Source organism: Subtercola boreus, from assembly GCF_003399645.1.
Taxonomy (GTDB): domain Bacteria; phylum Actinomycetota; class Actinomycetes; order Actinomycetales; family Microbacteriaceae; genus Subtercola; species Subtercola boreus_A.
In genome coordinates, this window is record NZ_NBXD01000030.1 from 251,192 (window position 1) to 276,780 (window position 25,589).

The 25,589-nt window shown below is 67.4% G+C and carries 29 protein-coding genes; 16 read left to right on the plus strand and 13 right to left on the minus strand.

The annotated features are described in order from the left end of the window. The first annotated feature begins 8 nt into the window (after positions 1 to 8). The gene (locus B7R24_RS15835) at positions 9 to 806 is read left to right on the plus strand and encodes an SDR family NAD(P)-dependent oxidoreductase (protein ID WP_116419912.1); all 798 of its coding nucleotides are present in this window, start codon (positions 9 to 11) and stop codon (positions 804 to 806) included. Here B7R24_RS15835 and B7R24_RS15840 read toward each other — a convergent pair. Then, positions 803 to 1,516 carry an alpha/beta hydrolase gene (locus tag B7R24_RS15840; RefSeq protein ID WP_116419913.1) on the minus strand — a complete coding sequence of 238 codons (714 nt, stop codon included), beginning with the start codon at positions 1,514 to 1,516 and terminating at the stop codon, positions 803 to 805. The genes B7R24_RS15835 and B7R24_RS15840 overlap by 4 nt on opposite strands. Positions 1,517 to 1,619: 103 nt before the next feature. Between B7R24_RS15840 and B7R24_RS15845 the strand changes: the two genes are divergently transcribed. From B7R24_RS15845 to B7R24_RS15860, 4 genes are all read left to right on the plus strand, one after another. Next, positions 1,620 to 2,150 carry a winged helix-turn-helix domain-containing protein gene (locus B7R24_RS15845; protein ID WP_116419914.1) on the plus strand — a complete coding sequence of 177 codons (531 nt, stop codon included), beginning with the start codon at positions 1,620 to 1,622 and terminating at the stop codon, positions 2,148 to 2,150. Further along, on the plus strand, positions 2,147 to 3,403 hold the full coding sequence (locus B7R24_RS15850) for an MFS transporter (RefSeq protein WP_116419915.1): 1,257 nt from the start codon (positions 2,147 to 2,149) through the stop codon (positions 3,401 to 3,403). Before B7R24_RS15845 ends, B7R24_RS15850 begins: the two co-directional genes overlap by 4 nt. An 88-nt stretch (positions 3,404 to 3,491) precedes the next feature. Beyond that, positions 3,492 to 3,926: a helix-turn-helix domain-containing protein gene (locus B7R24_RS15855; RefSeq protein WP_116419916.1), complete on the plus strand. Its 435-nt coding sequence runs from the start codon at positions 3,492 to 3,494 to the stop codon at positions 3,924 to 3,926. Positions 3,927 to 3,954: 28 nt separating this feature from the next. Continuing rightward, the gene (locus B7R24_RS15860; protein ID WP_116419917.1) at positions 3,955 to 4,563 is read left to right on the plus strand and encodes a PIN domain-containing protein; all 609 of its coding nucleotides are present in this window, start codon (positions 3,955 to 3,957) and stop codon (positions 4,561 to 4,563) included. 36 nt (positions 4,564 to 4,599) lie between these two features. Here B7R24_RS15860 and B7R24_RS15865 read toward each other — a convergent pair whose 3' ends face one another. After that, entirely contained in the window at positions 4,600 to 5,631 is a 1,032-nt protein-coding gene (locus B7R24_RS15865; RefSeq protein ID WP_116419918.1) for an aldo/keto reductase, read from the minus strand. 239 nt (positions 5,632 to 5,870) lie between these two features. Between B7R24_RS15865 and B7R24_RS15870 the strand changes: the two genes are divergently transcribed. From B7R24_RS15870 to B7R24_RS15890, 5 genes are all read left to right on the plus strand, one after another. Further along, the gene (locus B7R24_RS15870) at positions 5,871 to 6,653 is read left to right on the plus strand and encodes a DUF2382 domain-containing protein (RefSeq protein ID WP_116419919.1); all 783 of its coding nucleotides are present in this window, start codon (positions 5,871 to 5,873) and stop codon (positions 6,651 to 6,653) included. An 83-nt stretch (positions 6,654 to 6,736) separates the two neighbouring features. Next, on the plus strand, positions 6,737 to 7,483 hold the full coding sequence (locus B7R24_RS15875) for a mechanosensitive ion channel family protein (protein WP_116419920.1): 747 nt from the start codon (positions 6,737 to 6,739) through the stop codon (positions 7,481 to 7,483). A gap of 154 nt (positions 7,484 to 7,637) precedes the next feature. After that, on the plus strand, positions 7,638 to 8,222 hold the full coding sequence (locus B7R24_RS15880; protein ID WP_253259939.1) for an RNA polymerase sigma factor: 585 nt from the start codon (positions 7,638 to 7,640) through the stop codon (positions 8,220 to 8,222). Further along, complete coding sequence (locus tag B7R24_RS15885; protein WP_116419921.1) at positions 8,219 to 8,854, plus strand: hypothetical protein; 636 nt, start codon at positions 8,219 to 8,221, stop codon at positions 8,852 to 8,854. Before B7R24_RS15880 ends, B7R24_RS15885 begins: the two co-directional genes overlap by 4 nt. After that, the gene (locus B7R24_RS15890; RefSeq protein ID WP_116419922.1) at positions 8,851 to 9,192 is read left to right on the plus strand and encodes a hypothetical protein; all 342 of its coding nucleotides are present in this window, start codon (positions 8,851 to 8,853) and stop codon (positions 9,190 to 9,192) included. Before B7R24_RS15885 ends, B7R24_RS15890 begins: the two co-directional genes overlap by 4 nt. Before the next feature lie 32 nt (positions 9,193 to 9,224). Here B7R24_RS15890 and B7R24_RS15895 read toward each other — a convergent pair whose 3' ends face one another. From B7R24_RS15895 to B7R24_RS15915, 5 genes are all read right to left on the minus strand, one after another. After that, on the minus strand, positions 9,225 to 9,737 hold the full coding sequence (locus B7R24_RS15895; RefSeq protein ID WP_253259502.1) for a DICT sensory domain-containing protein: 513 nt from the start codon (positions 9,735 to 9,737) through the stop codon (positions 9,225 to 9,227). Next, positions 9,700 to 10,428, minus strand: a complete 729-nt coding sequence (locus B7R24_RS18185) for an EAL domain-containing protein (protein ID WP_116419924.1) — start codon at positions 10,426 to 10,428, stop codon at positions 9,700 to 9,702. The genes B7R24_RS15895 and B7R24_RS18185 overlap by 38 nt, the downstream gene beginning before the upstream one ends. A gap of 147 nt (positions 10,429 to 10,575) precedes the next feature. Further along, entirely contained in the window at positions 10,576 to 12,459 is a 1,884-nt protein-coding gene (locus B7R24_RS15905) for a glycoside hydrolase family 2 TIM barrel-domain containing protein (RefSeq protein ID WP_116419925.1), read from the minus strand. Further along, positions 12,456 to 13,190, minus strand: coding sequence for a sugar-binding domain-containing protein (locus B7R24_RS15910; protein ID WP_172582871.1), 735 nt, complete (start codon positions 13,188 to 13,190; stop codon positions 12,456 to 12,458). Before B7R24_RS15910 ends, B7R24_RS15905 begins: the two co-directional genes overlap by 4 nt. A gap of 141 nt (positions 13,191 to 13,331) precedes the next feature. After that, entirely contained in the window at positions 13,332 to 14,339 is a 1,008-nt protein-coding gene (locus B7R24_RS15915; protein WP_116419927.1) for a LacI family DNA-binding transcriptional regulator, read from the minus strand. Positions 14,340 to 14,568: 229 nt separating this feature from the next. On the opposite strand from B7R24_RS15915, the gene B7R24_RS15920 reads away from it, so the two are divergent. Together B7R24_RS15920 and B7R24_RS15925 are read left to right on the plus strand one after the other, a co-directional pair. Continuing rightward, on the plus strand, positions 14,569 to 15,333 hold the full coding sequence (locus tag B7R24_RS15920) for a ParA family protein (protein WP_116419928.1): 765 nt from the start codon (positions 14,569 to 14,571) through the stop codon (positions 15,331 to 15,333). Continuing rightward, the gene (locus B7R24_RS15925; RefSeq protein WP_116419929.1) at positions 15,330 to 16,142 is read left to right on the plus strand and encodes an aldo/keto reductase; all 813 of its coding nucleotides are present in this window, start codon (positions 15,330 to 15,332) and stop codon (positions 16,140 to 16,142) included. The genes B7R24_RS15920 and B7R24_RS15925 overlap by 4 nt, the downstream gene beginning before the upstream one ends. A gap of 70 nt (positions 16,143 to 16,212) precedes the next feature. Here B7R24_RS15925 and B7R24_RS15930 read toward each other — a convergent pair whose 3' ends face one another. Beyond that, positions 16,213 to 16,782, minus strand: a complete 570-nt coding sequence (locus B7R24_RS15930) for a TetR/AcrR family transcriptional regulator (RefSeq protein ID WP_116419930.1) — start codon at positions 16,780 to 16,782, stop codon at positions 16,213 to 16,215. An 88-nt stretch (positions 16,783 to 16,870) separates the two neighbouring features. On the opposite strand from B7R24_RS15930, the gene B7R24_RS15935 reads away from it, so the two are divergent. Further along, positions 16,871 to 17,752: an NAD-dependent epimerase/dehydratase family protein gene (locus tag B7R24_RS15935; protein WP_116419931.1), complete on the plus strand. Its 882-nt coding sequence runs from the start codon at positions 16,871 to 16,873 to the stop codon at positions 17,750 to 17,752. Here the strand turns inward: B7R24_RS15935 and B7R24_RS15940 are convergent. Genes B7R24_RS15940 through B7R24_RS15960 form a run of 5 tightly spaced genes read right to left on the minus strand, consistent with a single transcriptional unit; the run spans position 17,740 to position 23,124 of the window. After that, positions 17,740 to 18,723 (minus strand): DUF4436 family protein, encoded by a 984-nt coding sequence (locus B7R24_RS15940; RefSeq protein WP_116419932.1) that lies wholly within the window; start codon positions 18,721 to 18,723, stop codon positions 17,740 to 17,742. The two genes, B7R24_RS15935 and B7R24_RS15940, sit on opposite strands and share 13 nt — an antisense overlap. A 44-nt stretch (positions 18,724 to 18,767) precedes the next feature. Then, positions 18,768 to 19,748: a zinc-dependent alcohol dehydrogenase gene (locus B7R24_RS15945; protein WP_116419933.1), complete on the minus strand. Its 981-nt coding sequence runs from the start codon at positions 19,746 to 19,748 to the stop codon at positions 18,768 to 18,770. Then, positions 19,745 to 20,803 (minus strand): 2,3-butanediol dehydrogenase, encoded by a 1,059-nt coding sequence (locus B7R24_RS15950; RefSeq protein WP_116419934.1) that lies wholly within the window; start codon positions 20,801 to 20,803, stop codon positions 19,745 to 19,747. The genes B7R24_RS15945 and B7R24_RS15950 overlap by 4 nt, the downstream gene beginning before the upstream one ends. A 39-nt stretch (positions 20,804 to 20,842) precedes the next feature. Beyond that, positions 20,843 to 21,739 carry an NAD(P)-dependent oxidoreductase gene (locus B7R24_RS15955; RefSeq protein WP_116419935.1) on the minus strand — a complete coding sequence of 299 codons (897 nt, stop codon included), beginning with the start codon at positions 21,737 to 21,739 and terminating at the stop codon, positions 20,843 to 20,845. Further along, a complete protein-coding gene (locus B7R24_RS15960) occupies positions 21,739 to 23,124 on the minus strand; it encodes a M24 family metallopeptidase (protein ID WP_116419936.1) in 1,386 nt (461 codons plus the stop codon). The genes B7R24_RS15955 and B7R24_RS15960 overlap by 1 nt, the downstream gene beginning before the upstream one ends. A gap of 166 nt (positions 23,125 to 23,290) precedes the next feature. Here B7R24_RS15960 and B7R24_RS15965 point away from each other — a divergent pair, with 166 nt between their 5' ends. The 3 genes from B7R24_RS15965 (at position 23,291) to B7R24_RS15975 (ending at position 25,589) form a co-directional block, all read left to right on the plus strand. Further along, a complete protein-coding gene (locus B7R24_RS15965) occupies positions 23,291 to 24,094 on the plus strand; it encodes a helix-turn-helix domain-containing protein (protein WP_216363737.1) in 804 nt (267 codons plus the stop codon). Further along, positions 24,091 to 24,705: a dihydrofolate reductase family protein gene (locus tag B7R24_RS15970; RefSeq protein WP_116419937.1), complete on the plus strand. Its 615-nt coding sequence runs from the start codon at positions 24,091 to 24,093 to the stop codon at positions 24,703 to 24,705. The genes B7R24_RS15965 and B7R24_RS15970 overlap by 4 nt, the downstream gene beginning before the upstream one ends. A 146-nt stretch (positions 24,706 to 24,851) precedes the next feature. Next, positions 24,852 to 25,589 carry a VIT1/CCC1 transporter family protein gene (locus B7R24_RS15975; RefSeq protein ID WP_116419938.1) on the plus strand — a complete coding sequence of 246 codons (738 nt, stop codon included), beginning with the start codon at positions 24,852 to 24,854 and terminating at the stop codon, positions 25,587 to 25,589.

Sequence of the window (25,589 nt, forward strand, 5' to 3'; positions counted from 1 at the left end):
AATGGACCTTGAAGTCCAATAATGAAGAACTGCAGTCCCTCACCGCCGACACCCGCCTCGTCGGGCGCACCGCAATCGTCACCGGCTCCTCCAGCGGAATCGGCGAAGCCATCGCCCGCGTTCTCGCGGCCTCCGGGGCGAAGGTCGTGGTGAGCGGGCGCGACGCAACGCGCACCCGGGCCGTCGCCGATGCCATCAAGGCCGCCGGGGGTACCGCGCACGCCGTCACGGCCGACCTCGGGGAGTCCCCCGACAGCATCCGTCGATTCGTGGAGGAAGCCACCACGGCGCTCGGCGGCCGCGTCGACATCCTCGTGAACAATGCGGGCATCTACCCCGCGACGAGCACAGCCGACCTCCCCGATGCTGATCTCGACGCAGTACTGGCCACGAACATCCGTGCACCCCATGTGCTCGTGGCCGCCATCGCACCGGAGATGGCGTCGCGCGGGCACGGCTCGATCGTCAACATCGGGTCATGGATGGCCCGAGTCGGACTGCCCTTCGCGGCGATCTACACCGCCTCCAAGGCGGCCATCGAGCAGATGACCCGCACCTGGGCCGCGGAGTTCGGCCCCAGCGGAGTGAACGTGAACACGGTCGCCCCGGGTGCGACCAGCACCCCCGGAAACGCCGAGAGCGCTGACGTTCTCGCGGTGATGACCGCAGCCACGGCGGCCGGGCGCCCCGTACGACCCGTCGACATCGCCTACGCCGTTCGCTACCTGGTCTCGGATGAAGCAACCTTCGCCCATGGCACGATTCTGGACATCGACGGCGGTATCGCGAACACGCGGCTGAGCTAGAGGCGAGCCACTGCCTCGAAAGCGAGGAGCGCCTCGACCACGAGGTCGGGGCGGGTGAGGAAGGGGTGGTGGCCGGTGGGCAGCTCGACGGCGCGGGTCGCCCGGGCCGCATGCTGGCGCTGCAGCTCCACCGAGGTGCTGCGATCGTCGGCGCAGACGAGGTAGGTCGAGTCGACTCCCTGCCAGCCGGCGGCGGTCGTCGGCGTGGTGAAGGCGCCGACCGACTGGCTGGTCACCCGCCCCCAGGCCTCGCGCTGTGTCTCGCCGTCGGCATCCTGCAGGAATCGCGCCCCGAAAGACGCCGCGTCGTAACCCTCGACACCGAGGGTGCCGTCGCCGTTGTCGGCGATGGCCACAGGGTCGGTCTCGCCGCTCATGATCATGCCCTGCGCCTGCCCGATGTCGGGCAGGTACGACGAGATGTAGAGCAGATGTTCGACCGCGGGGTGCGATCCGGCCTCGGCGATGACGGTGCCGCCGTAGGAGTGGCCGACCACGATGGCGGAGTCGACGCGATCGAGGGCGGCGCGGAGGGCCGCCGCATCCGCCACCAGACCGCCGACGACCTTGCCGGGCGCGGTCTCGCCGCAGGACGGCAGCGCGAGGGCGTGGCTGCGGATGCCCGTGGAGGCGAGCAGGAGGTCGGCGGCCCGCTGCCACCACCACGCTCCGTCTCGCACCAGCGCCCCATGCACAAAGACCAGTTCCATTTCATCTCCCGCGAACAGCCCACGGAAGACGAAGGGGAACGGCGTTCGAGCGACCCCCAAAGACACATTTGGTGGTCGGGCGCAGGGGTCTCAGTATGTATTCATGGCGACCCTCGATGAGCTGCGTGCGACTGCCCACCCGATGCGGCTGCGGCTGCTGTCGCTTCCGACCGGGGTGGCCCTGAGCGCCGCGGAGGCCGGACGCGAACTGGGGCTCTCGCAGGCCGGAGCGAGCTACCACCTCCGCGTGCTCGAGCGCGCGGGCCTCGTGCGGGTGGTCGAGGTCGTGCGGGTGCGCGGGGGTGAGGCGAAGCGTTACCGGCACGAGTCCTCGGCCGAGCGGTTCGACCTCGACGCACCGCGGCCGACCATCGACGCGGCCGCCCGGGAGGAGCAGTCCGTCTACGTCGACGCCCTCATCGACGAGCTGCGTCGGCGGTCCCGCCAGCGCACCGAGGGCCCGCAGGTCTCGACCGATGCCGAGCTCTGGGTCGACCCCGAGACCTGGCGCCGGGTCGTGCGTCATGTCGGTGAGGCTTCCGCGCTGCTGCACGCGGCCGCCCGGCCCCCGCGCACGCCGGGCAGCAGACCCGTGTCGATGACAGCGGCCCTGTTCCCGCTCACGCGACCGTGACCCCGAACCCCAACCCCACGCAGACACCCCCGCCGGTTCGGAAAGGTGATGGCCCGCTGAGGCACGCTCCGTTCCGGTGGCTGCTCGCGGCACGCACGACGAGCATCCTCGGCAACGCCGTCGCCCCCATCGCCCTGGCGTTCGCCGTGCTCGACCTGACGGGCTCACCGGCCGACCTCGGGCTGGTGGTCGCCGCTCGATCCCTCGCCAACGTGGCCGTTCTGCTGTTCGGCGGCGTGATCGCCGACCGGATGCCGCGAAACCTCGTTCTCGTCGGCACCTCCCTGGCAGCGGCGGCGACGCAGGCGGTCATCGCCGCCCTGGTCATCACGGGCTCGGCGAGCATCGCGTCACTCGTCGCGTTGAGCGTACTCAACGGCGCTGTCGCCGCCGTGAGCCTGCCCGCCGCGGCCGCGCTGGTTCCCGACACGGTGCCGTCGACCCTGCTCCGGCCGGCGAACGCCCTGCTCCGGCTCGGTCTGAACAGCGGCAGCATCGTCGGCGCTTCGGCGGGCGCCGGTCTCGTCGCCGTGGTCGGTCCCGGCTGGGGCCTGGCCGTCGACGCCGCAGGGTTCGCCCTGGCCGGGGCCCTTTACACCCGGATGCGCCTGCCGAGAAGACCGCGCGTCATCGCGAGCGAGCGGCCCCGTGCATCCGTCGTCGCCGACCTCCGTGAGGGCTGGCGGGAGTTCTCAGGCCGGCGGTGGGTGTGGATCGTGGTGGCCCAGTTCACCGTGCTGAACGCGGCCTTCGTCGGAGCGACGACGGTGCTCGGCCCGGTGGTCGCAGACGGCTCGTTCGGCCGGGCCGGGTGGGGCCTCGTGGTCGCCGCGCAGACGGTGGGACTGGCGCTCGGGGCCGTGCTGGCCCTCCGCTGGCGACCGCGCAGGGCACTCGGTATCGGTGTCGCACTGATGGCCGTGACCGCCGTGCCCGTCGCGACCCTCGGCGTGCTTCCCACCCTGCCCGCCCTGCTCGTGGCCTTCGCCCTCGGCGGCGTCGCTCTCGAGATCTTCGCCATCGCCTGGGACCAGTCCCTGCAGACCAACATCCCCCGCGAGGCGCTGTCGCGCGTCTACTCATACGACATGGTGGGTTCGTTTCTGGCCGTGCCGCTCGGCGAGGCACTCGTCGGGCCTCTTGCGCACCTGGTGGGAACAGCGCCCACCCTCATCGGCTGCGCGACCCTGATCGTCGCGGCGACGGCGGTCGCGGCATCCGCGAAGAGCGTGCGACGCGTCATCGCGGCCTGAGACGTTCTTGAGTTGCAGTTATTACCGCAGATACGTACAGTTATAAGTGCATCACAGGCAACCGGCCAAGAGTGAGAAAGGCAGAGCGATGAGCACGACCATGTCGAATGGCACACTGATTCTCGATGATGAGGTGCGAGCCGACGCCCGGGAGCTTGCGTCCAAGACGCAGCTCCGCGCCGTCGCCGGCCTGACCATCACGCTTGACGACGGAGCAGTCATCGCGCTTCCGGCCCACCTTGCCGAATTTGTCGGCCGTATCCTCAACGCACTCTCACACGGTCCGCTCACCGTCAGCGCCATTCCACGCGAACTCACCTCCACCAGCGCTGCCGGCATCCTGGCCGTGTCGCGGCCGACTCTCATGAAATGGGTGAGCGAAGGTGCCCTCCGATCCCATCGGGTCGGGTCGCATCACCGGTTCGACACGAGCGAAGTGATGGCTCTCGCGCAGGCTCGACGAGCTTCCCGGGAGCAGGCCTTCGCAGCACTCCGTGCGATGGAGGAATCATTAAATGAGTAGAACTCAGTGCTCAAGCTAGACTGAGGGTGTGACCCACCGCGTTTTCCTCGACTCCAACGTCTTAGCGAGTCGCACCCTTCGGGACTGGGTGTTGTTGACCCGAATGAATACGGGCACCATGTTCCAACTCCACACAACCCTTGATGTGATCGCGGAAACAATCCGGGCGGTACGGAAAAACTATCCACGAGCCGACGGCGGGGTCATCACCGAAATCGACCGTAAGATCCGTGATGTCGTGGATGAACTGGTCGATGACTTCGCAGGGGATGTGTGTTTTGTGGGCCGCGACGAGCACGACCGACATGTGAACGCGGCGGCAACACACGCTGAGGCCGATATTCTCGTCACCGATAACCCAAGGGACTTCGGCGACCCCGCGCTGCTGCCCTACGACATCTATACGGCCGATGAGTTCCTGTGCCTCGTCGACGATGGGGCTCAGGCAGACGTGCGGCGAGTGGTCCAGATGCAGAATGACTATTGGCAAACGGTCAGGCAAGACGGTAGGTCCTCGATCAGGCACGCCAGCAAGCCTCCGAAAGGCATCGTGGCTGCGCTTGTCGACGCGGGCTGCGTGAATTTCGCTGCCCGCGTCGAAGCGCACCTGCAGGTACTGAACGGTTCCTCTCGCTGAGACAGAGCCCGGTCAGCGCAGAGAGAACAGAGGGGGCTAGCGGCCGCCGGTGATCTTGCGGAGGCGCTGGGCGACCCCCGCCGTTCCGTAGGGGTAGTCGTCGGCGCGCGGGGCGCTGGCCTCCGACAGCCGCGCGACCTCGGCGTCGCTCAGACGAAGAGCGGATGCGCCCAGGTTGTCGGTCAGCTGGTCGACCGTGCGGGCGCCCAGGATGACGCTGGTCACGGCGGGTTGCGCCAGCAGCCAGGCCAGGGCGACCTGCGATGCAGAGGCGTCGTGATCCGACGCGATCGCCTCGACGGCCTCGAGGACGTTCCAGGTGCGGTCGGCGGCATTGCGCGCCTTCCACCCCTCCATGCCGCGCTCGGGGTTCTCACCGAGGCGGGATGCGCCGGTCGGGGGTGTGTCGCGCTTGTACTTGCCGGTGAGCCAGCCGCCACCGAGGGGCGACCACGGCAGCAGGCCGATCTTCGCATCCAGAGCGGCCGGAACCACCTCGTGCTCGATGTCGCGCACGAGAAGGCTGTACTGCGGCTGCAGCGTCACAGGCGGCGCCAGATGCAGGGCGGCTGCCCGATGCACGGCCTTCGTGAGCTGCCAGCCGAGGTAGTTCGAGAATCCGTAGTAGCCGATCTTGCCGGCCGTCACCGCGTCGTCGAGAAAGCCGAGTGTCTCGTCGATCGGGGTGAGGGCATCCCAGGCGTGCATCTGGTAGAGGTCGATGTGCTCGACGCCGAGCCGGGCGAGGGAGGCGTCGAGCGCGGTGCGGAGGTGCCGGCGCGACAGGCCGAGGTCATTGGGCCCCTCTCCCATCGGAAAGCGGCCCTTGGTCGCCAGCACCATCTGTGCAGCCTTCTCGGGGTTCGCCGTGAGCCAGTGGCCGATGATCGTCTCCGACGTGCCGGCGCTGTAGACGTCGGCGGTGTCGATGAAGGTTCCGCCCCCCTCGACGTAGGCGTCGAGAATGGCGTGCGAGGTGGTTTCGTCGGCCTCAGCGCCGAAGGTCATCGTTCCGAGTGCGAGCTCCGAGACGACGGCGCCGGAGTTTCCAAGAGTTCTGTAGTCCATGGGTTCGACGCTAGCCCTCCCGCGCGTTCGCGTCGACGGCTTGACCGGTGGCGCCTCTCACCCAGGTCGCCGGAGTCGCCGCAGCGGCCCCGCTTCGCCTGACCCCCGGCGCGCTGTGAAGATACGGCGCGAGTGCCTATCCGTCAATCCCTCGGCCATCGCATGACGAAAAGACCCCCGCCGACGCCCATCAGATGGAAGAGCGCAAACGGCGCCCGTCCGGGAGGAAAAGAGAAATCATGATCGACACGAACAGCACAGGCGACCTGGCCGGCGCCACCGTCTACGGCACCGATGGCGACAAAATCGGCACCGTCGGCCAGGTGTACCTCGACACCGACACCCAGGCGCCCCTCTGGGTGACCATCAAGACCGGTCTCTTCGGCACCAGCGAGAGCTTCGCACCGCTGGAGAGCGCGACGTACGATGGCGGCGAGCTCCGCATCCCGTTCGAGAAGGCCTTCGTGAAGGATGCCCCGCGCATCGCCGACGACGGCAGCCTCAGCCAGGACGAAGAAGACGCCCTCTACGCCTACTACGGTGCCGGCGGCTCCACCACGGCCACCGGGTTCGCCGACGCTCCGGTGCGCGACGAGGCCCCCGTCGACACGCAGGGCGGCTATGACACGTCAGGCCCCACCACCGACGACGCGATGACCCGCTCCGAGGAGCAGCTCCACGTCGGAACCGAGAAGGTCGAAGCCGGTCGGGCGCGCCTGCGCAAGCACGTCGTCACCGAGATGCAGACCGTCGAGGTGCCGGTCAGCCACGAAGAGGTCACCCTCACCCGCGAGCCCATCACGGAGGCGAATGTCGGCCAGGCAACATCCGGCCCGAACCTCAGCGACGAGGAGCACGAGGTTGTACTCACCGAAGAGCGCGTCGTGGTGAACAAGGAGACCGTTCCCGTCGAGCGCGTCGCCCTCGGCACCGAGACCGTGACCGAGAAGCAGCAGGTCACCGAGGAGGTCGGGCACGAGGAGATCGAGCTCGTCGACCCCAAGACCGACACCCGCAACTAGTACCCCGCGGCCGCCGACGAGACCCGTCCTGCGCCGGCGGCCGCACACACCCTCACACCCGCACACTCTGAAAGGCACACCCGGTGGATTTCCCCGCAACACTCCAGAACGGCCTCGCCGCCGTCATCGCATTCGTTCCCCTGCTTCTGCTCGCCCTCGTCATCCTGATCGTCGGTCTCATCGTCGCGAAGGTCATCCAGAAGGCGCTCAGCAAGCTGCTGACACGCGTCGGTTTCGACCGTGCCGTCGAGCGCGGCGGCATCAAGAAGGCCCTCGAGCGTTCGAAGTTCGATGCCTCCGACATCGTCGCGAAGATCGTCTACTACGCACTCGTGCTGTTCGTGCTCCAGTTCGCGTTCGGTGTCTTCGGACCCAACCCGATCAGTGACCTGCTCGGCGCGATCATCAGTTACGTTCCGAGGATCCTCGTCGCCATCATCATCGTCATCATCGCCGCGGCCATCGCTGCCGGCGTGAAGACCCTGATCCAGGGCACCCTCGGTGGCCTGGCGTACGGCAAGGTTCTCGCGAACATCGCGAGCATCTTCATCCTGTTCCTCGGTGTCACCGCCGCACTGAACCAGGTCGGCATCGCTGACACCGTCACGACCCCGATCCTGATCGCCGTTCTCGCGATCATCGCCGGAGTCATCATCGTCGGCGCCGGTGGCGGGCTCATCAAGCCGATGCAGGCGCGCTGGGAATCGTGGCTGCACACGGCCGAGGCTGAGGCACCCAAGGTGCAGCAGCAGGTCCAGAGCGCTCCGAGCATCGAAGAGCAGGCCAAGCAGGCGGCAGAGAAGGCCAGAGCCGCCGCACGGCGCAGCTGACATCCACCGCTGATCGGTGCCGCCCCTGTCACTGTGTAAAGGGGCGGCACCACGCTCTGGCGCCGAGCGCAAGACCCCCTTCGGCCCTACCGCGTGTTCGTCGCTTGCCGATATGCTCCGTCTGGGTCGGCGTCGCTCGCGGCGAAGTCTGTTCATGACGTTCGGAGAGGTCGGTGCGATGGTTTCACTGCCCGGCCGGGACTCGCTGAGTGATGCGGATGACCGCACCATCGCCAGTCGCGCCGCCGACGGTGACATCCGAGCCTTCGAGATCCTGATGCGGCGCTACGGTTCGCTCATGCGCGCCTATGCCGCCCGCATCGTGCGACCCTCCGACGCCGACGACGTCGTGCAGGAGACTTTCGTCACGGCCTGGCAGGATCTCCCCGATCTGGAGAACCCCGCCTCCGTGCGCTCGTGGCTGACCACGATCGTCACCCGCAAGAGCATCGACCGGCTCCGGGCCGCGCGCGACCAGGACTCCATCGATGACCACGACTTCCACGACCCGGCCGACGGGCCCGCCGAGACTGCCACGGCCACCTCGCTCGATGAGGCACTCTCGCTCGCACTCTCCACGCTCCCTGAGGATCAGCGCCGGTGCTGGGTGCTCCGGGAGATCGCAGGCTACGGTTACTCAGAGATCGCGGAACAGCTCGACCTCCCTGTCTCGACGATCCGCGGACTCCTCGCGCGAAGCAGAAAGACGCTTGTCGATGAGATGGAGGCCTGGCGATGACCGACATCACCCCCGAGCCCTCGAATACGTCACCGCTCGATGAGACAAGCCTCGACGGCCACACCATCGACGAGCTCAGCGACTACCTCGACCGGGGAAGACTGCCCCGCGACCCCTCTATCGAATCCTCCGCCGCTGCGCAGCACGCACTGGCAGCGCTCAGCAGACTCCGCGCCGTGGCCCCCCGCATCATCAGGGCCGACGCCGCCTACTTCGCGCCGAAGAACGAGAACTGGATGTCCCGCATCCTCGACCAGATCGGCGTGCAGGCGCACGCGGGCCGCGACATCCCGATTCCCTACGACGTTCCGGGGGCCGATCTCTCCATCTCCGAAGGCGCCGTCAGGGCGCTGGTTCGCGCGGCCGGCGACGACACCGACGGACTGGTCGTCGAGCGCACCCAGCTCGACGGTGACCTCGAGACACCGGGCGCACCGGTCGAGGTGCACGTGATCGTCTCGACGTTCGCCGATGCCGACGATGCCCGGGTCGTTCCCGGTTTTCGCAGGCTCGTCATCGACACCATCCGTGAGCACACCGACCTCGTGGTCACGCGGGTGACCGTCAGGGTGCACGACAGCGACATCACCGACGAAGACCTCGATGACGACGGAAACCTGGTACCGCGATGAACGACGACACCGACGACGACCTCCCCACCCGACTGACCCGGCTGTTGCGGAACGTCGACGGCGTACACACCGTCTACGCCACGAAGCCCCTGCTGCCCTCCATCGTCGGTGCGGTCGTCGAAGCCGTGCGCAACGACCCGGTCGGCATGCACCTCGTCACCGTCACCGACCCCGATGACTCCGACACCATGACCGTGACGGCCTGCATCGGCGTATCCGCCGATGAACCGGCGACGATGATCTGCCGACGCGCCCACGACGCCCTTCTCGCCTACTTCACCGACCAGGGCCAGCCCCCGCCCGCGACCATCCAAGTGAAGATCGGCCGCGTCGGGTAGACCTCCCGGCCAGCCTCGATCAGACGACGGCCTCAGAGCCGGTTCGCCAGCGTGATGGCAGCGCGCGTGACGAGGCCGCGATCGTGCGTGAGGATGAACTCGAACCGCCTCCCCGGAATCGGCTGGTCGATGACCTCTCGCGCACAGAGCATCGCGCAGTAGCGGGAGCTCAAGACGATCACCGACCATTCGGCGGCCAGGTCATCGTCTTCGGCGAACGTCACGATGCGGAGCTTCGGGATGTCGGCGAGGCCCACCTTCTGTTCGACACCCTCCTGCAGATACGCCGCCACCAGGCTGGCCCGATCCGCCAGGACGCGGTATCGCCCGAGCATCCGGGCATTGAAGTTCGCGTTCTCCTGGAACGTCGAGAAGACGAGTGTCGTCTCGTCGCACTCCAGCGCGCACGCCTCGAGGAACTTGCTCATTTCGATCAGCAGTGGTTTGTCGGACTGCGTGGTGGGCTGTTCGGCGGCAGCGACTAGGAACGGGGTCGTCAGCGCAGGCTCACGCGAGGGCCTGGCGAAGCCGGGCTGAACCGGCATCCCGTGCGGAACCGGGTCTGGCCGCCCGAAGAACCAGCCCTGCCCGAGCGTCGCCCCCAGAGCCTGCGCCTTGACGAGATCGCGCTCGGTTTCGACCCCCTCGGCGAGAACCGTCGTCTGGAAGTGCTCGGTATAGGTGGTGACGGGCATCCATCACCAGGGCGGCGTTTCGGCCCGGACGCTTCTGCAACAGGCTCATATCGAGCTTGATGATGTCGGGCTGCAGAAGTGGCAGCAGGGCGAGCGAGGTGGGGTCGGTTCCGACGTCGTCCATGGCGATGAGCATGCCCGCCGCCCGTAACCGCCTGAGCGAGCGCATCAGGGAACCCGGGTCGCCCATCAGGTTGCGCTCGGTGACCTCGATGACGACGGGACGGTCCGGTGGCCGGGCGGCCAACAGTTCGATGGTCTCGGCCTCGACGTTCAGGAAGAGACCGAAAGGTGCGACCAGCTCGTGCCCGGACGCGGCTCGAAGCGAGGCGGCGATGCAGGCCTGATCGAGGGCGGTCGTGAGCCCCCGTGCGGCCGCCGCAGGAAAGAGCACGTCGGGAAGACGCAGCTCAGACCCGACGGGCCCGCGGCTGAGGGCCTCGAACGCCACCACCCGCCGAGTCTCGATATCGACGATGGGCTGGAAGACCGTGGTCAGGTCGGTCTCGGCAATGATGCGATCGAGTTCCAGCTCGCCCATGGATGCCCTCACCGGTCGATCGAATCTGTGCTGGGTCGTGAGGGCATGCCATCAGGGTATTCCTGTGCAAGGCAGAGACATGGTCGAAACTGCAGGGATGATGGCACGCACGCCGTCAGAGCGGCGGGGTGCGTGCCATCCGCCGCTCTAGAGGTTGACGGCGACCGAGCGCAGCCCGTCGGCTGACGCAGTGAGCTGCACCACCCCGTTGCCCGCGATCGAACGCACGATGGCCAGCGCCTTGCCGTGGTAGGTGTACCGGTGCGGCTGCCGGAAGCTGTCCACGTTGTGTGGGTTCGCCGACGAGACGGCCGCGAGGGTCGCGGGACCGGTGAGAGCGAAGTTCACCTTGACGACGGCGTCGGGCACGTCGTGTCCGGTCGCGTCGACAACGCTGACCAGAATGTGGGCGAGAGAACCCACGTCCTGTCCCAGACGCCCCTCCTCCACGTCGAACTTCAGTCGTGCCGGCGCCCCGACCGTCGTCAACCGCTGGGAGGCGATAGCCTGCCGCCCCTTGTACGCCGTCGCGACCAGCGTTCCCGGCGCGTAGGGAACGGAGAAAGTGGCGACCATCTTGTCGGCCTCTGTGAGCGCGACTTCGCCGACGACGACGTTGTTGAGCTTGAGAACCACGCGATCGCCCGGAGTGTAGGCCCGTACGCGCATGGCCTGCTTCGCCGGCACATTCCACGTCCAGCTGGGCAGTTCGTCATAGTACGACCAGAGCGCAATCGACTGTTCGTAGCCGGCCGGGGTGGGCCGTTCGACACCGACCTCGAGCTGGCTGTCGCCCCAGACGACCTTCCGCCACGCGAGTTGAGGCTTCGGCTGGCCGATGAGGTCGATGTCGCCGCAGTAGGAGTTGAAGACGGGGTACTTCGCTCCGAAGGAGCCCCCGCTCTGGGTTCCGGTCGGCAGGCTCTGGGGAAGACCGATGCCGGCCTCACCGAGGTAGTCCATACCGGTCCAGGCGAATTCTCCGATGACCCACCCGTTGTCGTTCACGGTCTTCGTGAAGTCGTAGAGCTGTGATCCCCACGTCTCACCGATGTAGAGCGGCTCATCGGGGTGGGCGTCATGGATGTGCTCGAACCCGTCGTCGGTCTGCTTCAGATAGTGCAGGCTGGCGACCCCCAGATAACTCCACTCGGGCGAGTCGTCGGGTAGCCGAAGCCCGAGGGCGTGCCCCATGGCACTTCCCTGAGTGACGGGGCGAGTGGGGTCGAGCTGCTGTAGGTAATCGGCCAGTGGTTTGCCGTACACATCCTGCAGCGGAGACCTCGAGCGGATGCCCAGCTCATTCTCCGTCGACCACATGATGATCGACGGACGGTTGGCATCACGGTCGATGACGCGCTTCACGTCGTGCTGCCAGGTGGAATCGAACAGCGGTGCGTAGTCGTCCGCGCGCTTGTGCTCGCTCCAGACGTCGTACAGTTCGGCGATCACCAGCAGACCCAACTGGTCGCACGCGTCGAGGAAGGTCGCCGACTGCGGGTTGTGGGACGTGCGAATGGCATTGAAACCCGCTGCCTTGACGATGCGCAGCCGGCGAAGCTCCGCCTCCGGTATCGCGGCGCCGCCGAGACCGCCCAGGTCGGTGTGCAGGTTAGCGCCGCGGAGTTTCATGGGCTGGCCGTTGACGAGCAAGCCCTTCTGGCCGGTCATGGAGATGTTCCGCACACCGAAGAGCACCGTCTCAGCGTCGAGCACCCGGCTCGCGTCGAGCAGCTCGACTTTCGCCGTATACCGATTCGGCGACGAGGGAGACCAGAGATCGGGTTTGGCCACGGTGAAGTCCAACCGAAAGTCTGCAGTGGCGCCGGCCGGGACCGCCTGCACGATCGTCGTCTGCTGGGCGATGGAACGACCCTTGGCGTTCAGCAGAGTGATTCGTGCGCGCGTGTCGACGCTGCCGGCGCTGGCGTTCTGGGCCAGGCCGGTGACCGAGACGATTGCCTGCGTCGCCGTGACATCGTGGGTCGTGACACGCACACCGAACTGTGGCACAAAGAGGGTGCTCGTCACCGCCAGGGTGACCGTTCGCAGGATACCCGAACCCGAGTACCAGCGACTGGTCGCGCGATATTGCGCACCCGCACAGAGATCACGTTCTCGCCGGTGAGGCTCAGGTACGGCGTGAGATCGTAGGCGATCGGAATGTAGCCGTAGGCCTGAAAACCGAGGTGGTTTCCGTTGATCCAGACATCGGAGTACTCGTAGATGCCATCGAAGCGGATCTCGACCCTCTCCCCTGCCTTAACGTCGGAGGCGGAGAAGTGTTTGCGGTACCACCCCTCACCGCCGACCGTCCACGCCTGGCTGCCGCCTGAGGTCGTTTCTGTCGAATCGAACGGTCCGATGCGCACGGGAGCATTCGCCGGGGTGAGCCAGGCCGCTGGGTCTGCAGTGGCGCCACCATCGGCGGCTGTCTGGCCCGGCAGATCTTCGATGGACCAGTCGTGGGGAGTGGATACGGTTCGCCACGATGAGTCGGCGAATCCCGGGGCATCCGCACCGGTCAGCGCGCCCCGGCAGAAGAGCCAGCCGTCGTCGAAATTCTTCAGCCGCACGGCGGGCATTCCGTTGACGAGGCCGGTTGGCACGGCACCGACCGGTGTCGGCTGGCCGGCCAGCGCCGGGGAGGACCATTCGAGGGTCGTGATGAGGGCCGCCGCACCCCCTATCGCGAGCAGGCTGCGTCTGGTGAGCCCGGACGCAGCGTCGGTCGAGTCTCCGGGCAGGAAGTTTTTCTTCACGTCTGTATCTCCATTGATAGGTCGAGCTGGGTGAGTGCTCGGATGTGACCGGTCACATGTGAGTGTGTTCATCATCTGGCGAACCGGTCACATCTGTCAACCCACGGTCTCGAGATTCAGCGCGGCCTTCCGGACGGGCGCCTACCGGTCGAGCGGAGCCGCTGTCGATTCGCGCACGACGAGACGGGGCAGAATGGGCCTTTCGTCGTATTCCTCGCCCCTCAGTCGGGCAAGGAGGAAGAAGATCGTGCGCCTGCCCAATTCGGAGAAATCCTGATGGATGGTCGTCAGGGGTGGGGTGAAGAACTGAGCTTCGGGAAAGTCGTCGAATCCGACAACACTGATGTCGCGGGGAATCTGGACCCCGAACTCACGACAGGCGCGCATGAACCCGAGGGCCATCGAATCGCTTCCCGCGAAGACCCCGGTGAACCGCCGTTCAGCGAGCGAGCTGAGACCCGCCGCATAGCCGGAGGCGGCAGTCCAGTCGCCCGCCAACGGCGTGTGGACCGGCAATCCGCGCGCCGACAGCTCCTCGATGTATCCGTCTATACGCGCCTCTGCGAGAACCCAGGAGTGTGGTCCCGCTATGTGCACGATCTCCCGGTGTCCGAGTTCCGCCAGATGCGCGACGGCGGCGCGCGCGCCAGCGATCTGGTCCATCACCAGCACGTTCGGTTCACCGCCGGAACCCAGTGTCACCAGGGGGATCTCGAGATTCAGCGACGAAAGAGCCGCGAGCGCGCGCTCCTGGGGAACCAGCACGATGAGTGCCTCCACGGCATGACCCCGCAGATAGTCGATGCTGGATCGCACATCGGCCGGATCGTTCGAGCGCAGATTGGTGATACTGAGGCTGTAACCGGCATCCCGGGCAGCCATCTCGATGGCGGTCAGTGCGGTCCCGGGGCCCATGAGAGCGCTGGGGGCGGCCAGCACCCCGATCGTTCGGGACCGGCTCGTCGACAGGGCGCGGGCCGTACGGTTCGGGCTGTAACCCAACCGGTCCACGAACGCCTGCACGTGCTGGCGCGTCGACTCAGAGACTCGCGTGCTGCCATTGAGAACCCGGGAGACGGTCTGGTAGGAGACGCCCGCCTCACGAGCGACGTCGCGGATGTTCAGCGCTCGGGCCTCCGGCTCTTCCACGAGTCAAGCCCCTCCCCACTCTGTTCGCTGTGCGATACCGAATCGGTCAAGGTTAGCGAACAGGCGCTGGGTGCATGGTGACCGCCCGTGCCGTGGGCATCGCGACAATACGACGGCCCTGACCCTGATCGTCTTTCTGCTGTGTCACTCTTATCACGCATGCTGAATATCGGGTGAACGAAGGAGCGGCAGTGAGTGCAGCAGTGAAGCTCAGCGCAGCGGCTCCAGCGTGAAAGTCATCGCGGTCTACAGCACGAAGGGCGGGGTCGGCAAGACAACCGCGGCGGTGAATCTGGCGTGGGAAGCAGCCCACGACTTTCGGGTACTTCTCTGGGACCTCGACCCGCAGGGCGCGGCCACCTACCTCCTGCAGGTGAAGCCGAAGGTCAAGGGCGGCGTGGCCGGCCTCGTCGACGGGCGCACCCGCCTGGGGGCGGCGATCCGTTCGACCACCATCAACCGACTCGACGTGCTGCCCGCCGACACCAGCTACCGTGACCTCGACCTCACTCTCGACCAGAACAAGAAACCGTCCGAACGCATCAAACGGCTTCTCGAGGCGGTGACCGGCGACTATGACGTCGTCATTCTCGACTGCCCGCCCGGCGCCGGTCTCGTGGCAGAGAACGCCCTGCACGCCGCCGACCTTGTCGTCGTGCCGCTCGTGCCGTCACCGCTGTCGCTCCGCTCCCTCGAGCAGGTCACCGAATTCGTGCACTCGTCACCGTCGCGCCCCCCTGTGCTCGCTTTTCTCTCGATGGTCGACCGCCGAAAGACCCAGCATCGGGATGCGGTCGTCACCATGCCGAAAGAGAACCCGGTCGTCTCGAACATCGTCGTGCCCAGCACAGTGACGATCGAGCGAATGGGATCCGACCGGGCGCCCGTCGGTTCATTCGCGCCCCACACCGAAGCAGCTCACGCCTACAGCGAGCTCTGGGTGCGCATCCAGTCCCTCATCAAAGCCCGGCAGCGAAAACGAAAGCACTCATGATCTCCTTCCCGAATGGCACCACCGTTCCGTCTCTCGGGCAGGGAACCTGGAACATGGGCGACTCCCCCACCATCCGGGGCGCCGAGATCGACGCGATCCGCACCGGTGTCGACCTTGGTCTGACCGTGATCGACACCGCGGAGATGTACGGCAACGGCCGAAGCGAGGAACTCGTCGGCGAGGCCATCAGTGGCCGCCGCGACGACGTCTTTCTGGTGAGCAAGGTGCTGCCCTCGAACGCCTCGGCGAAGGGAACCGTCGAGGCGTGCCACGCCAGCCTCCGCCGCCTGGGTACCGACCGGCTCGACCTGTACCTGCTGCACTGGCGTGGCCGGCATCCGCTGGAGGAGACCGTGGCGGCCTTCGAGGCCCTCGTGGCAGACGGATCGATCCGCGCCTGGGGTGTGAGCAACCTCGACACCTCAGACCTCCAACAGCTACCCCCGGGCTGCCAGACCGACCAGGTGCTCTACAACCTCAGCCGCCGTGGCCCCGAGTTCGATTTGCTCCCCTGGACCACCTCGGTCGGTATGCCCGTGATGGCGTACTCCCCCGTCGAGCAGGGCCGGCTGCTGGATGAGCCCGCACTCGCCGACATCGCCCGGGAACTCGGCGCGACACCCGCACAGGTCGCGCTGGCCTGGTCCATGCGGAACGGTTCTGTGCTGGCCATTCCGAAAGCTTCGACCGCCCAGCACGTTCGTGAGAATGCCGCCGCCCGCGATCTCCACCTGAGTGCAGCCGACCTGAAACGCCTCGATGACGCCTTTCCGCCGCCCGTTCGCTCGGTGCCCCTCGAAATGCTCTGAGGGACGAGAGCCGCTCTGCTCAGATTGTGAGGATGACGCATCAGCGCATCAGCGGCGCCCGACAAGGCGGTCAGATGCGTGAGAGTTCACTCCGGAGCAGTGTGACCCGGGCCAGAACGTGCTCCGTCAGCGTCGTCGAGTCGTCGGCGGCCACCCAGGCGTCGTAGCCGCCGTAGTACGCCCTGATTCCGAGGTCGGCCAGCACCCCCGCCCGCAGCGGGTCGACGCCGTGCCCGAGGAGGGCATCCTCCAGCGCCGACGTGATCGCCGAACGCTTGAAGATCGCCCGCTCGTTCAGCTCGGGGCTGGCGGCGAGGATCGGATCGAGGATGCGCCCCGTCGCGCGGTGCTGTTCGGTGTGCGCGCCCGACAGGATGCGCACACCGTTCACCATGAGCTCTGTCGGGCCCGCACCCTCAACCGCTTCATCGACACCCCGCCTCACGAGGGCTGTGAGTTCATCCTGCGCCTGGAACACGATCTCCCGTTTGTCGGCGAAGAGGCGGAAGAGCGTCGTCTTGGTCAGACCGGCCCGTTCGGCGATCTGCGCCGTCGTCGTCGCCTCATAGCCGTGTTCGGCGAAGAGTTCGAGGGCGGCGCGCAGGAGCCTCCCCTGCGCATCCGGCTCCCATCGACCCATGCTCTGATCATAGCTGATGCTACTCAGTCACATCAGGTGTATGGTGATGTTACCGAGTCACATAAGCGACTCGATGAGAGGAACCATCATGAAGGTCTTCATCACCGGCGCGTCGGGCTGGATCGGCACTGCGCTCACCCGTGAGCTCATCGGTGCTGGCCACGGGGTGACCGGGCTGGCCCGGTCGGAGGCCTCGGCCGCGAGGATCCGGGACCTCGGAGGCACGGCCGTCCTCGGCGGTATGCACGACCACGACCTGATCGTCGCTCAGGCAGCACAAGCCGACGCGACCGCACATCTGGCGTTCACGCTCGACTTCTCTGCTTTCGAAGAGACCGTCGAGAACGAACTGGCGCTGATCGCCAAGCTGCACACCGCCCTCGCGGGAAGCGGGAAGGCGTTCGTCGCGGCATCCGGCACGCCCATTCTTGAGGGACGGATGGCGACCGAGGCCGATCACCTCGACCCGACCGGGCCGGCCGGTGCCCGCGCGCAGACCGCCGACGCCGTCCTGGCGCTCTCGGAGAGCGGCATCCGTTCTGCTCTGGTGCGCATGCCCCGAACCGTGCACGGCGAGGGAGACCGCAACGGCCTGATCGCCGCCCTGGTCGGGCTGGACCGCCAGTTGGGCACGGCCGCCTACGTCGGCGACGGCCGGAACCGGTGGCCCGCGGTGCACATCGGTGACGCCGGCCGACTGTTCCTCCTCGCGATCGAGCGGGCACCCGCCGGGGCTGTGCTGCACGCCGTCGGCGAGGAGGGCGTGGCCATGCGCGACGTCGCAGAGGTCATCTCGAGAAAGACGGGACTGCCTGCGGCTGCAGTCGATCCGGCGCAGCTGGGCGTGTTCGGCGCCCTGCTCGGCGGGGACCAGCCCGCCGAGAGCGACACCACCCGCAGGCTCCTCGGCTGGGAACCGACCGGCCCGACGCTGCTGGAAGACCTCGAGGCCGGGTACTACACCGCGTGAGGCGGGTTGCTCGGGGACGGGTCGGGCGGGGCCGGCTCGCGCGGCTCAGGCCCACGGGGGGAGGCGCAGGTGCCCCACCGGTTCCAGGCGAGCACGTAGATCGTGAGCCCTGTGACGAGCCCGACGATCACCCAGAGCACGACGAGGTAGTCGATCCACGATCCGACCGGCGGTGAGCCGGGGAGAAAGTTGCGGAGCGGGATGACGGCGAAGAGCATCGCGCCGATCCAGCTCGTGAGGGTGGCCTCGACCCTGCGTCGACCGGTGTAGGCGCTGATCGCCACGAACAGCACCAGCACCGGGGTCGCCGCCATCAGCCCGAGCAGAACAATGCCGAATGCGACCGTGCTGGCCGACCGCGTGGCGGTGATCTCCACCGTCGGCAAGGCTTGTTCGCCGCTGGCTGTTGTAACACTGTTGTCACTGGGCTTCGTCTGGGTATTGAGCTGCCACCCCGGCACCGTGTCGTCCAGGCACACCTCTGTGGGAACACCGACGCGTTCATCGCCCTCCCCCGTGTAAGCCAAAGTGGTCAGGTGGGCCCGGTAGCTGTCGAAGGGCCACTCCTCCACGATTCCCTCGGCATAGTCCGACTGGGTAGAGCTGCCGAGCGCCTCGCCCTCCGGGAACGTCAAGACACTCGACCCATCGACCGGAAAGGTCAGCAGGTTGACGGTCTGGTTGGCCGTGTAGCCGTCGGGCGAGAGAAGACGGTCCGGCAGCTTCAGCGTCAGCTGGAACTGTATCCGCTGGTTCGCCGCGTTCACTGCCGCGGGCTGGAGTTCCACCTTGACCAGGTCGTCGCCGTTGAGGCGCTCGTCGCCCTTGACGACCACCACGCATCCGTTGCTCGACTCCCGCAGCCCGCCCGCATAGAGCAGCACGACCGTCGCGTAGACGAGCGCCGCCACGAGAACAGCGACGACCGGCACCAGCCACCGGCGCCGGCCCCCCACGCGTTCCACGGTCATCTGCCGAGCATAGCGAGCCGCCGCCTCCACCGAGCGGTGAAACCCTAGGGGCCGGCGGGGGCCGCGAACTCGATCTGCGCCTTGATGGTCGTGGAGGGGTTGTGCGCCGACGAGAGCGCGGAGAGCGCCTCGTCGACGTCGAACACCTGGGTGATGAGCGGGCTCAGGTCGATCTTCGCGCCGGCGAGGAAGCGCAGCGTCTCGGGCCAGACACCGGGTGAACCGATCGAACCGGTGATCGTCAGCTCCTTCGACTGGATCAGGCCGAGGCGCGCCTCGGCCATGCGACCCACGTCGATGCCGATGTAGGCGACGCGGGCGCGGAAGCCGGCGAGCTCCAGCGCCTGCGCCATGACCTCGGGGCGCCCGCTGCACTCGACCACCACGTCGGCGCCACGGCCGCCCGACTGCGCGAGAACCACGTCAGAAGCGTCACTCGGATGCACGGCAGTGGCCGCACCCAGCTGCACGGCTGTCGCCCGGCGCCCCTCGGCGGGCTCGACGACGATGACCTGCGCCCCGAGGGCGGATGCGGCCGCCGTCACCGCAAGCCCGATCGGGCCCGCGCCGAGCACGACGAGGGTGTCGCTCGCGTCGACGTTGCCCACCCGGCGGAGCGCGTAGTACGCCACGCTGAAGGGCTCGACGAGGGCTCCGTCGGCGAAGGAGAGGGCGTCGGGCAGCTTGTGCAGCCACGACGGCTTGGCGACGAAGTACTCAGCGGCCGCGCCCGAGATCGAGAACCCGAAGTGGTCGGCGCCGATGACGCACTCCCCCACGACACGGTCGCCGACGGCGAACGAGGTCACGCGCGAACCGACCGCGGCCACCTCGCCCGACCACTCGTGGCCGGGAATGAGCGGGTAGCTGAACGGGATGATGTACCGACCCTCGAGCAGGTCGATGTCGGAGTGGCACACCCCCACCCGGCGGGCCGCGACGAGCACCTCGTCTTCGGCGATCGACGGCACGGCGAGAGAGACGACCTCCGCGACATCCTGAACCGTGTACTGCAGAGCTTTCATCGTGCGTTCACCAGAACCTTCACTTGGTCGCCGGAGGGCGAGAGCAGCGTTTCGAAGCCCTTGTCGACGACGTCTTCCATCGCGATCTGGGCGCTCACCACCTTCTCGACGGGGTAGCGGCCGCGGGCGATGAGGTCGACGATGCGGGGCCAGTCGGTGACGGGGTAGCACCAGGTGCCGGCGAGGGTGATGTCGTGCTCCGAGAGCACCATCGGGTCGATCGCGGCGGCCCTGGTGTGCAGGCCGGTCTGCGAGATGCGGCCGGCACTCCGCACGGCGGCGAGGGTGGTGTTGAGGGCGCGCTCGTTGCCCGAGCACTCGATCGCGGCATCCACTCCGACACCCCCGTTCAGATCTTTGAGGTACGCGGCGACGTCGATCTGTGTCGGGTCGAGTACCTCGCCGACATCCAGCGACCGGGCGAGCGCGGCGCGAACAGGGTTGACCTCCGAGATGAAGACGGTGGCGCCGAGGGATGCGGCGTAGAGCGACGCGAGCGCCCCGATCGGACCGGCACCGGTGATGAGCACCGAGTCACCGGGGCGCACCTGGGCCGTGTCGACTCCGTAGGCGGCGACAGCACCGGGCTCGACCAGGGCTCCCTGCAGGTCACTGACGCTGTCGGGCAGCACACTGACGTGGCTGGCCGGAACGACGGCCAGTTCGGCGATGCCGCCCCACGCGAAGCTGAGCCCGACGCAGGCCATCTTCTGGCAGAGGTGGTTGAGGCCTCGGCGGCAGTAGTAGCAGGTGCCGCAGAAGAGCAGGGGCATGACCGAGACGCGCTGGCCGGGACTCAGGTGGGTGATGCCGCTGCCGACCTCCACGATCTCGGCCGAGAACTCGTGGCCGAGGATCTGCGGGGCGGTCGACCCGTTCAGCGGATGCGGCGCCGAAGGGATGACGATCGGCCCCATCGCGTACTCGTGCAGGTCGGTGCCGCAGACCCCGCACCAGTACGGCTTCAGCAGAACGTCGAATGCGCCCACTTCGGTGGGGTCGGCGACGTTCTCGACCCTGATGTCTTTTGCGCCGTGGAAGACCGCTGCCTTCATCGTGTTCTGCTCCTTTGCATTGTTCTTCTGAACGAAAACCTACTGGCGGCGCGACCGACCACGCGCGACTTCGGCGATCGACGACCAGTCATCGTCGGCGTGCCCGTCGGCGATGGCCGCCTCGAACACTTCCCGCAGGTCGGTGGCCAGGGCGAGCGGCACGCCGACCTCGGATGCGGCCCGCTGGGCGAGCCCCAGGTCTTTCAGTCCGAGTCGGGTCGTGAACCCGGCCGGCTGGTACCGCGCGTCAGCGATGAGTGCCCCGTAGCCTGCGTAGACCGGGCCCGGAAACAGACTGTCGGCCATCAGGTCGACGAACGTCGACGTACTGACGCCGCTCGCCTCGAGCAGGGTCAGCGACTCCGACATCGCCTGCAGCGCGTGGATGATCAGATAGTTCATCGAGATCTTCGCCACGTTGGCGGCGGCAGGATCGACGCCGAACGGCCAGATGCGCCGCCCCATCGCCTCGAGCCAGGGCAGGGCGCGGGCGATGCCAGCGTCTGCACCCGCGGCGAGAATGGTCAGCTGCCCCTTCGAGGCGACGGTCGAGCGGCCGAGAACCGGGGCCGCCACGTAGGCGACACCGTGCTCCCGGTGCAGGCAATCGAACATCGTCGCCGCCTCCGTGCTCACGGTCGCCATGTTGACGTGCAGCGATCCGGAGGGTGCGGCGGCCAGAACATCGGCGGTGAACACCTCGGCCACGGCGGCGTCGTTCGAGAGGATGGAGAACACGAGACCGGTCTGCAGCACGTCGTGCACGCTGTCGGCCTTCGTCGCACCGAGCCCGGCCACAGCATCCGTCGCCGCCTGCGAGCGGTTCCAGACCGTGACCTCGTGGCCCGTTTCGAGCAGTCGCGAAACCATCGCCTGCCCCATCGTGCCGAGGCCGATGAAGCCGACGCGCGGCAGGGCGGTTTTCGGCCCGGCCATCAAGCGCCCTCTTCGCCCCGACCCGCGGCCGTGTTGAGGTGCGACTGCGAGTCGCGCAGGTTCGGCAGGGCTCCGCCGACAGCGAAGTACCGCTTACCGGCCACCAGTAGGTCTTCGGCGGGGAACTTCGTGATGACCTGGCAGCCCGTGGCGGTCACGACGACCTCCTCCTCGATGCGTGCGGCCCCCCAGCCGTCAGCGCTCGGCCAGTAGGTCTCGAGGGCGAAGACCATTCCCTCTTCGAGGGTCTCGGGATGTTCGAGCGAGACCAGCCGCGAGAAGATCGGCTTCTCCCAGATCGAGAGGCCCACGCCGTGGCCGTACTGCAGGGCGAAGGCGGCCTCCTCGTCGGCGAACCCGAACTCCTCCGCCTTCGGCCACACCTTCACGATGTCGGCCGTCGTCGCGCCGGGGCGCACCAGGGCGATCGCGCGGTCCATGTACTCGCGGGCGCGCTTGTACGCGTCGACCTGCGCCGAGCTCGCCGAACCGACCGCGAAGGTTCGGTAGTAGCAGGTGCGGTAGCCGTTGAAGCTGTGCAGAATGTCGAAGAACGCAGGGTCACCGGGCCGGATCAGCCGGTCGGAGAAGACATGCGGATGCGGCGAGCAGCGCTCGCCGGAGATCGCGTTGACCCCTTCGACGTACTCCGAGCCGAGGTCGTAGAGCTTCTTCGAGACGAGGCCGACGCACTCGTTCTCGCGCACACCCGGTTTCAGGAACTCGTAGAGGTCTTCGTAGGCCGCATCCACCATCGACGCGGCCTGCGTCAGGAGCGACACCTCGTCGCCGGTCTTGATGCGGCGGGCCTCGAGGAACACCTGCTGCCCGTCGACGACCTCGATACCGAGCTTCTGCAGCGCGAAGAGAATGGGCAACTCGATGACATCGACTCCGAGCGGTTCGTTTGCGACGCCGAACTTCTCGAGCTCTCGCTTGATCTTCGCGGCAACCCGATCCGCGATCTCCGCATCGGGGCTGAACGCACCGCGCAGGGTGGAGATGCCGGCGCGCGAGCCGCTCTCGAGCCGCGGGCGCACGGCACCGTGGTGCGGGGCGTGCGGATCGGCGTCGGCCTCGGCCGTCGTCTGGTCGAGCCAGGGGTTGAAGAGGGAGTGGTGCTTCGCCGCCGAACCGAAATCCCACATGATGGGGTCGGTGACGCGGGTCAGCAGACTGAAGCGGATGAGCTTGTCCATCGCCCAGGTGCCGATGTGGGTCGACGTCATGTAGCGGATGTTCGCGAAGTCGAAGGCGAGAACGGCCCCGAGCTCTGAGGCCTCGAGTTTGCCCTTCAGCCGGGCCAGACGCTCGCTGCGCAAGCGGTCGAAATCGACCCGCTGCTCCCAGTCCACGGCGTTGGTGCCTCGTGTTGCTGTACCCATTGTGTGAACCTCTCGCCCCGACACCGCTGTCGGGGTTCAGTCTGCGTGAACGATGGTGTTCACTCTAGCTTAATTACTTTTCTGGGCCAGTGGGTCAGAATGATTCGTTCCACGAGCGACTTTCCTGCGCGGGGCTCTAGAATTCGCAGAGGGGTTGCGTCGCAGCGTGAACCTCGACTGCACAGAACCGGACTCGTTTTACGAGACGAAGGAGCGGGTCATCAACGAAGAAGTGGGTCCCAAGCTCCGCGCAGCGCGCCTGGACAAAGGTCTGAGCCTGCGCAGCATCGCCGCCGAGGTGGGCGTCTCGGCGAGCCTCATCTCCCAGGTCGAGACGGGAAAGACGCAGCCCTCCGTGAGCACCCTCTACGCGCTGGTCAACCAGCTCGGCATCTCGTTCGACGAGTTGCTGGGGTCGACGCCGGCAGCGGGGGGCGGGTCGGGTGGTTCCGGCTCCGGTTCGTCTTCCACCGGTGGTGCCGATGAGTCGCCCGAGCCCGCCGCGCGAACCGAGGTTCCCGCCGAGGGCATGCGTTCCGCCATCCAGCACGGCAGCGACAACCCGGTGCTCGAGATGGAGAACGGGGTTCGCTGGGAACGGTTGGCGACCGGATCGGGTGGCCCCGTGGATCCGCTGCTCGTCACCTACGCGCCCGGCGGCTCGAGCTCGGTGGAGGGCCGGCTGATGAGGCACAGTGGGTACGAATACGCTTACCTCCTCTCGGGTGAGCTCACGGTGCACCTCGAGTTCGACACCTACGTGATCAGGGCGGGCGACTCGCTCAACTTCGATTCGCACCGGCCGCACATGTACGTCAACAACGGGCAGGTGCCCGCCCGGGGCCTCTTCTTCGTGACCGGTCGTCGCGCGTACGCCGAGTCGACCCCCGAGCTCGGCCAGACCGGCGAGCGCGGGGCCGAGCTCACCTCCGCGGTCGATGTGCTGCATGCGATGGATCGCCTTCCATGACAGGCCGCATCATCATCGACATCTTCAGCACTCTCGACGGGGTCGGGCAGGGGCCGGGCGGGCCAGACGAAGACACGAGCGGCGGGTTCGAGTTCGGGGGCTGGCAGGCGCCCTTTCCCAACGGTCACAGTGGTGAACAGATCATGCGGGGCATCCGGGCGATGGATGCTCTGCTGCTCGGTCGGCGCACCTACGACATTTTCGCCGCATACTGGCCGCAGCTCGGCGACGACAACCCCATCGCTTCGAAGTTCAATGCCATTCCGAAGTACGTCGCGTCGCGTCGCGGCGTGGAACCCAGCTGGAGCGGGTCGAAGGTGTTGGGCCCCGATCTCGCTGCCGAGGTGGATTCGCTGCGCGAACGGCACGCCGAGATCCATGTCATCGGCAGCCTCGAGTTCGCCCGCACCCTCGTGACCGAAGGCCTCTTCGACGAGCTGAACCTCTGGGTGTACCCGATCGCGCTCGGCTCCGGAAAGCGGTTGTTCCCCGACGACGGCGCCGCGCTCTCGCTGACCCTGCTCTCGGCCGAGCCCGACCTCGTGAGCGGAGCCGTGCTGCTGCGCTACGGCCCCGGCCACGGCCGGCCCGGGACGGGCGACATGACCTGACCGGCTGCGCTCGATCCGTTCGCCCGATCGGCGAGGGTAACGGGCCGGGCATCCGGAGCTGCACGCCCCCCACGCGGGTCGGCGTCGCGCGTAAGGCTAGGCTGTCCACGCTGGAACCGGGGCAGTCAGACGCCTATCGTGGCCTCATGACAACCCCGAGCGCCGAATCCGCCTTCGCCGGCCAACCGCACGAGCCGCATGCCGGCAGCCTTGCCGGCCGCCTGAACTGGCTGCGCGCCGGAGTACTGGGCGCCAATGACGGCATCGTCTCCGTCGCCGCCATCGTCGTGGGCGTCGCAGGGGCGAGCGCCTCCTCACCCGCGCTTCTCGCGGCCGGCTCGGCCGCACTGATCGGCGGCGCGATCTCGATGGCGCTCGGTGAATACGTCTCGGTGAGCAGCCAGCGCGACAGCCAGCGTGCCCTCATCGAGAAGGAGCGCGTCGAGTTGGCGACCGACCCCGACGGTGAGCTCGTCGAACTCGCCGGCCTCTACGAGGAACGTGGCCTGTCGGCCGACACCGCTCGCCGCGTCGCCGTCGAACTGACCGAGCGGGATGCTCTGCGAGCCCATCTCGCGATGGAGCTCAACATCGACGAAGACGACGTCGTCAGCCCGTGGAACGCCGCCGGCGCGTCGGCGCTCGCCTTTCTCATCGGTGGGATTCTGCCACTGCTGGCCATCCTGCTGCCACCGGACGCCGTGCGGGTTCCGGTGACGTTCCTCGTCGTGCTGGTCGCGCTCGGATTCACGGGGGTCATCGGCGCCCGCCTCGGCGGCAGCCCTGTCGGGCGGGCGACGGTGCGGGTTGTGATCGGTGGTGCGCTGGCGCTGGTCGCGACCTTCACGGTTGGCACCCTGCTCGGCACCAGCGGGGTCGTCTAG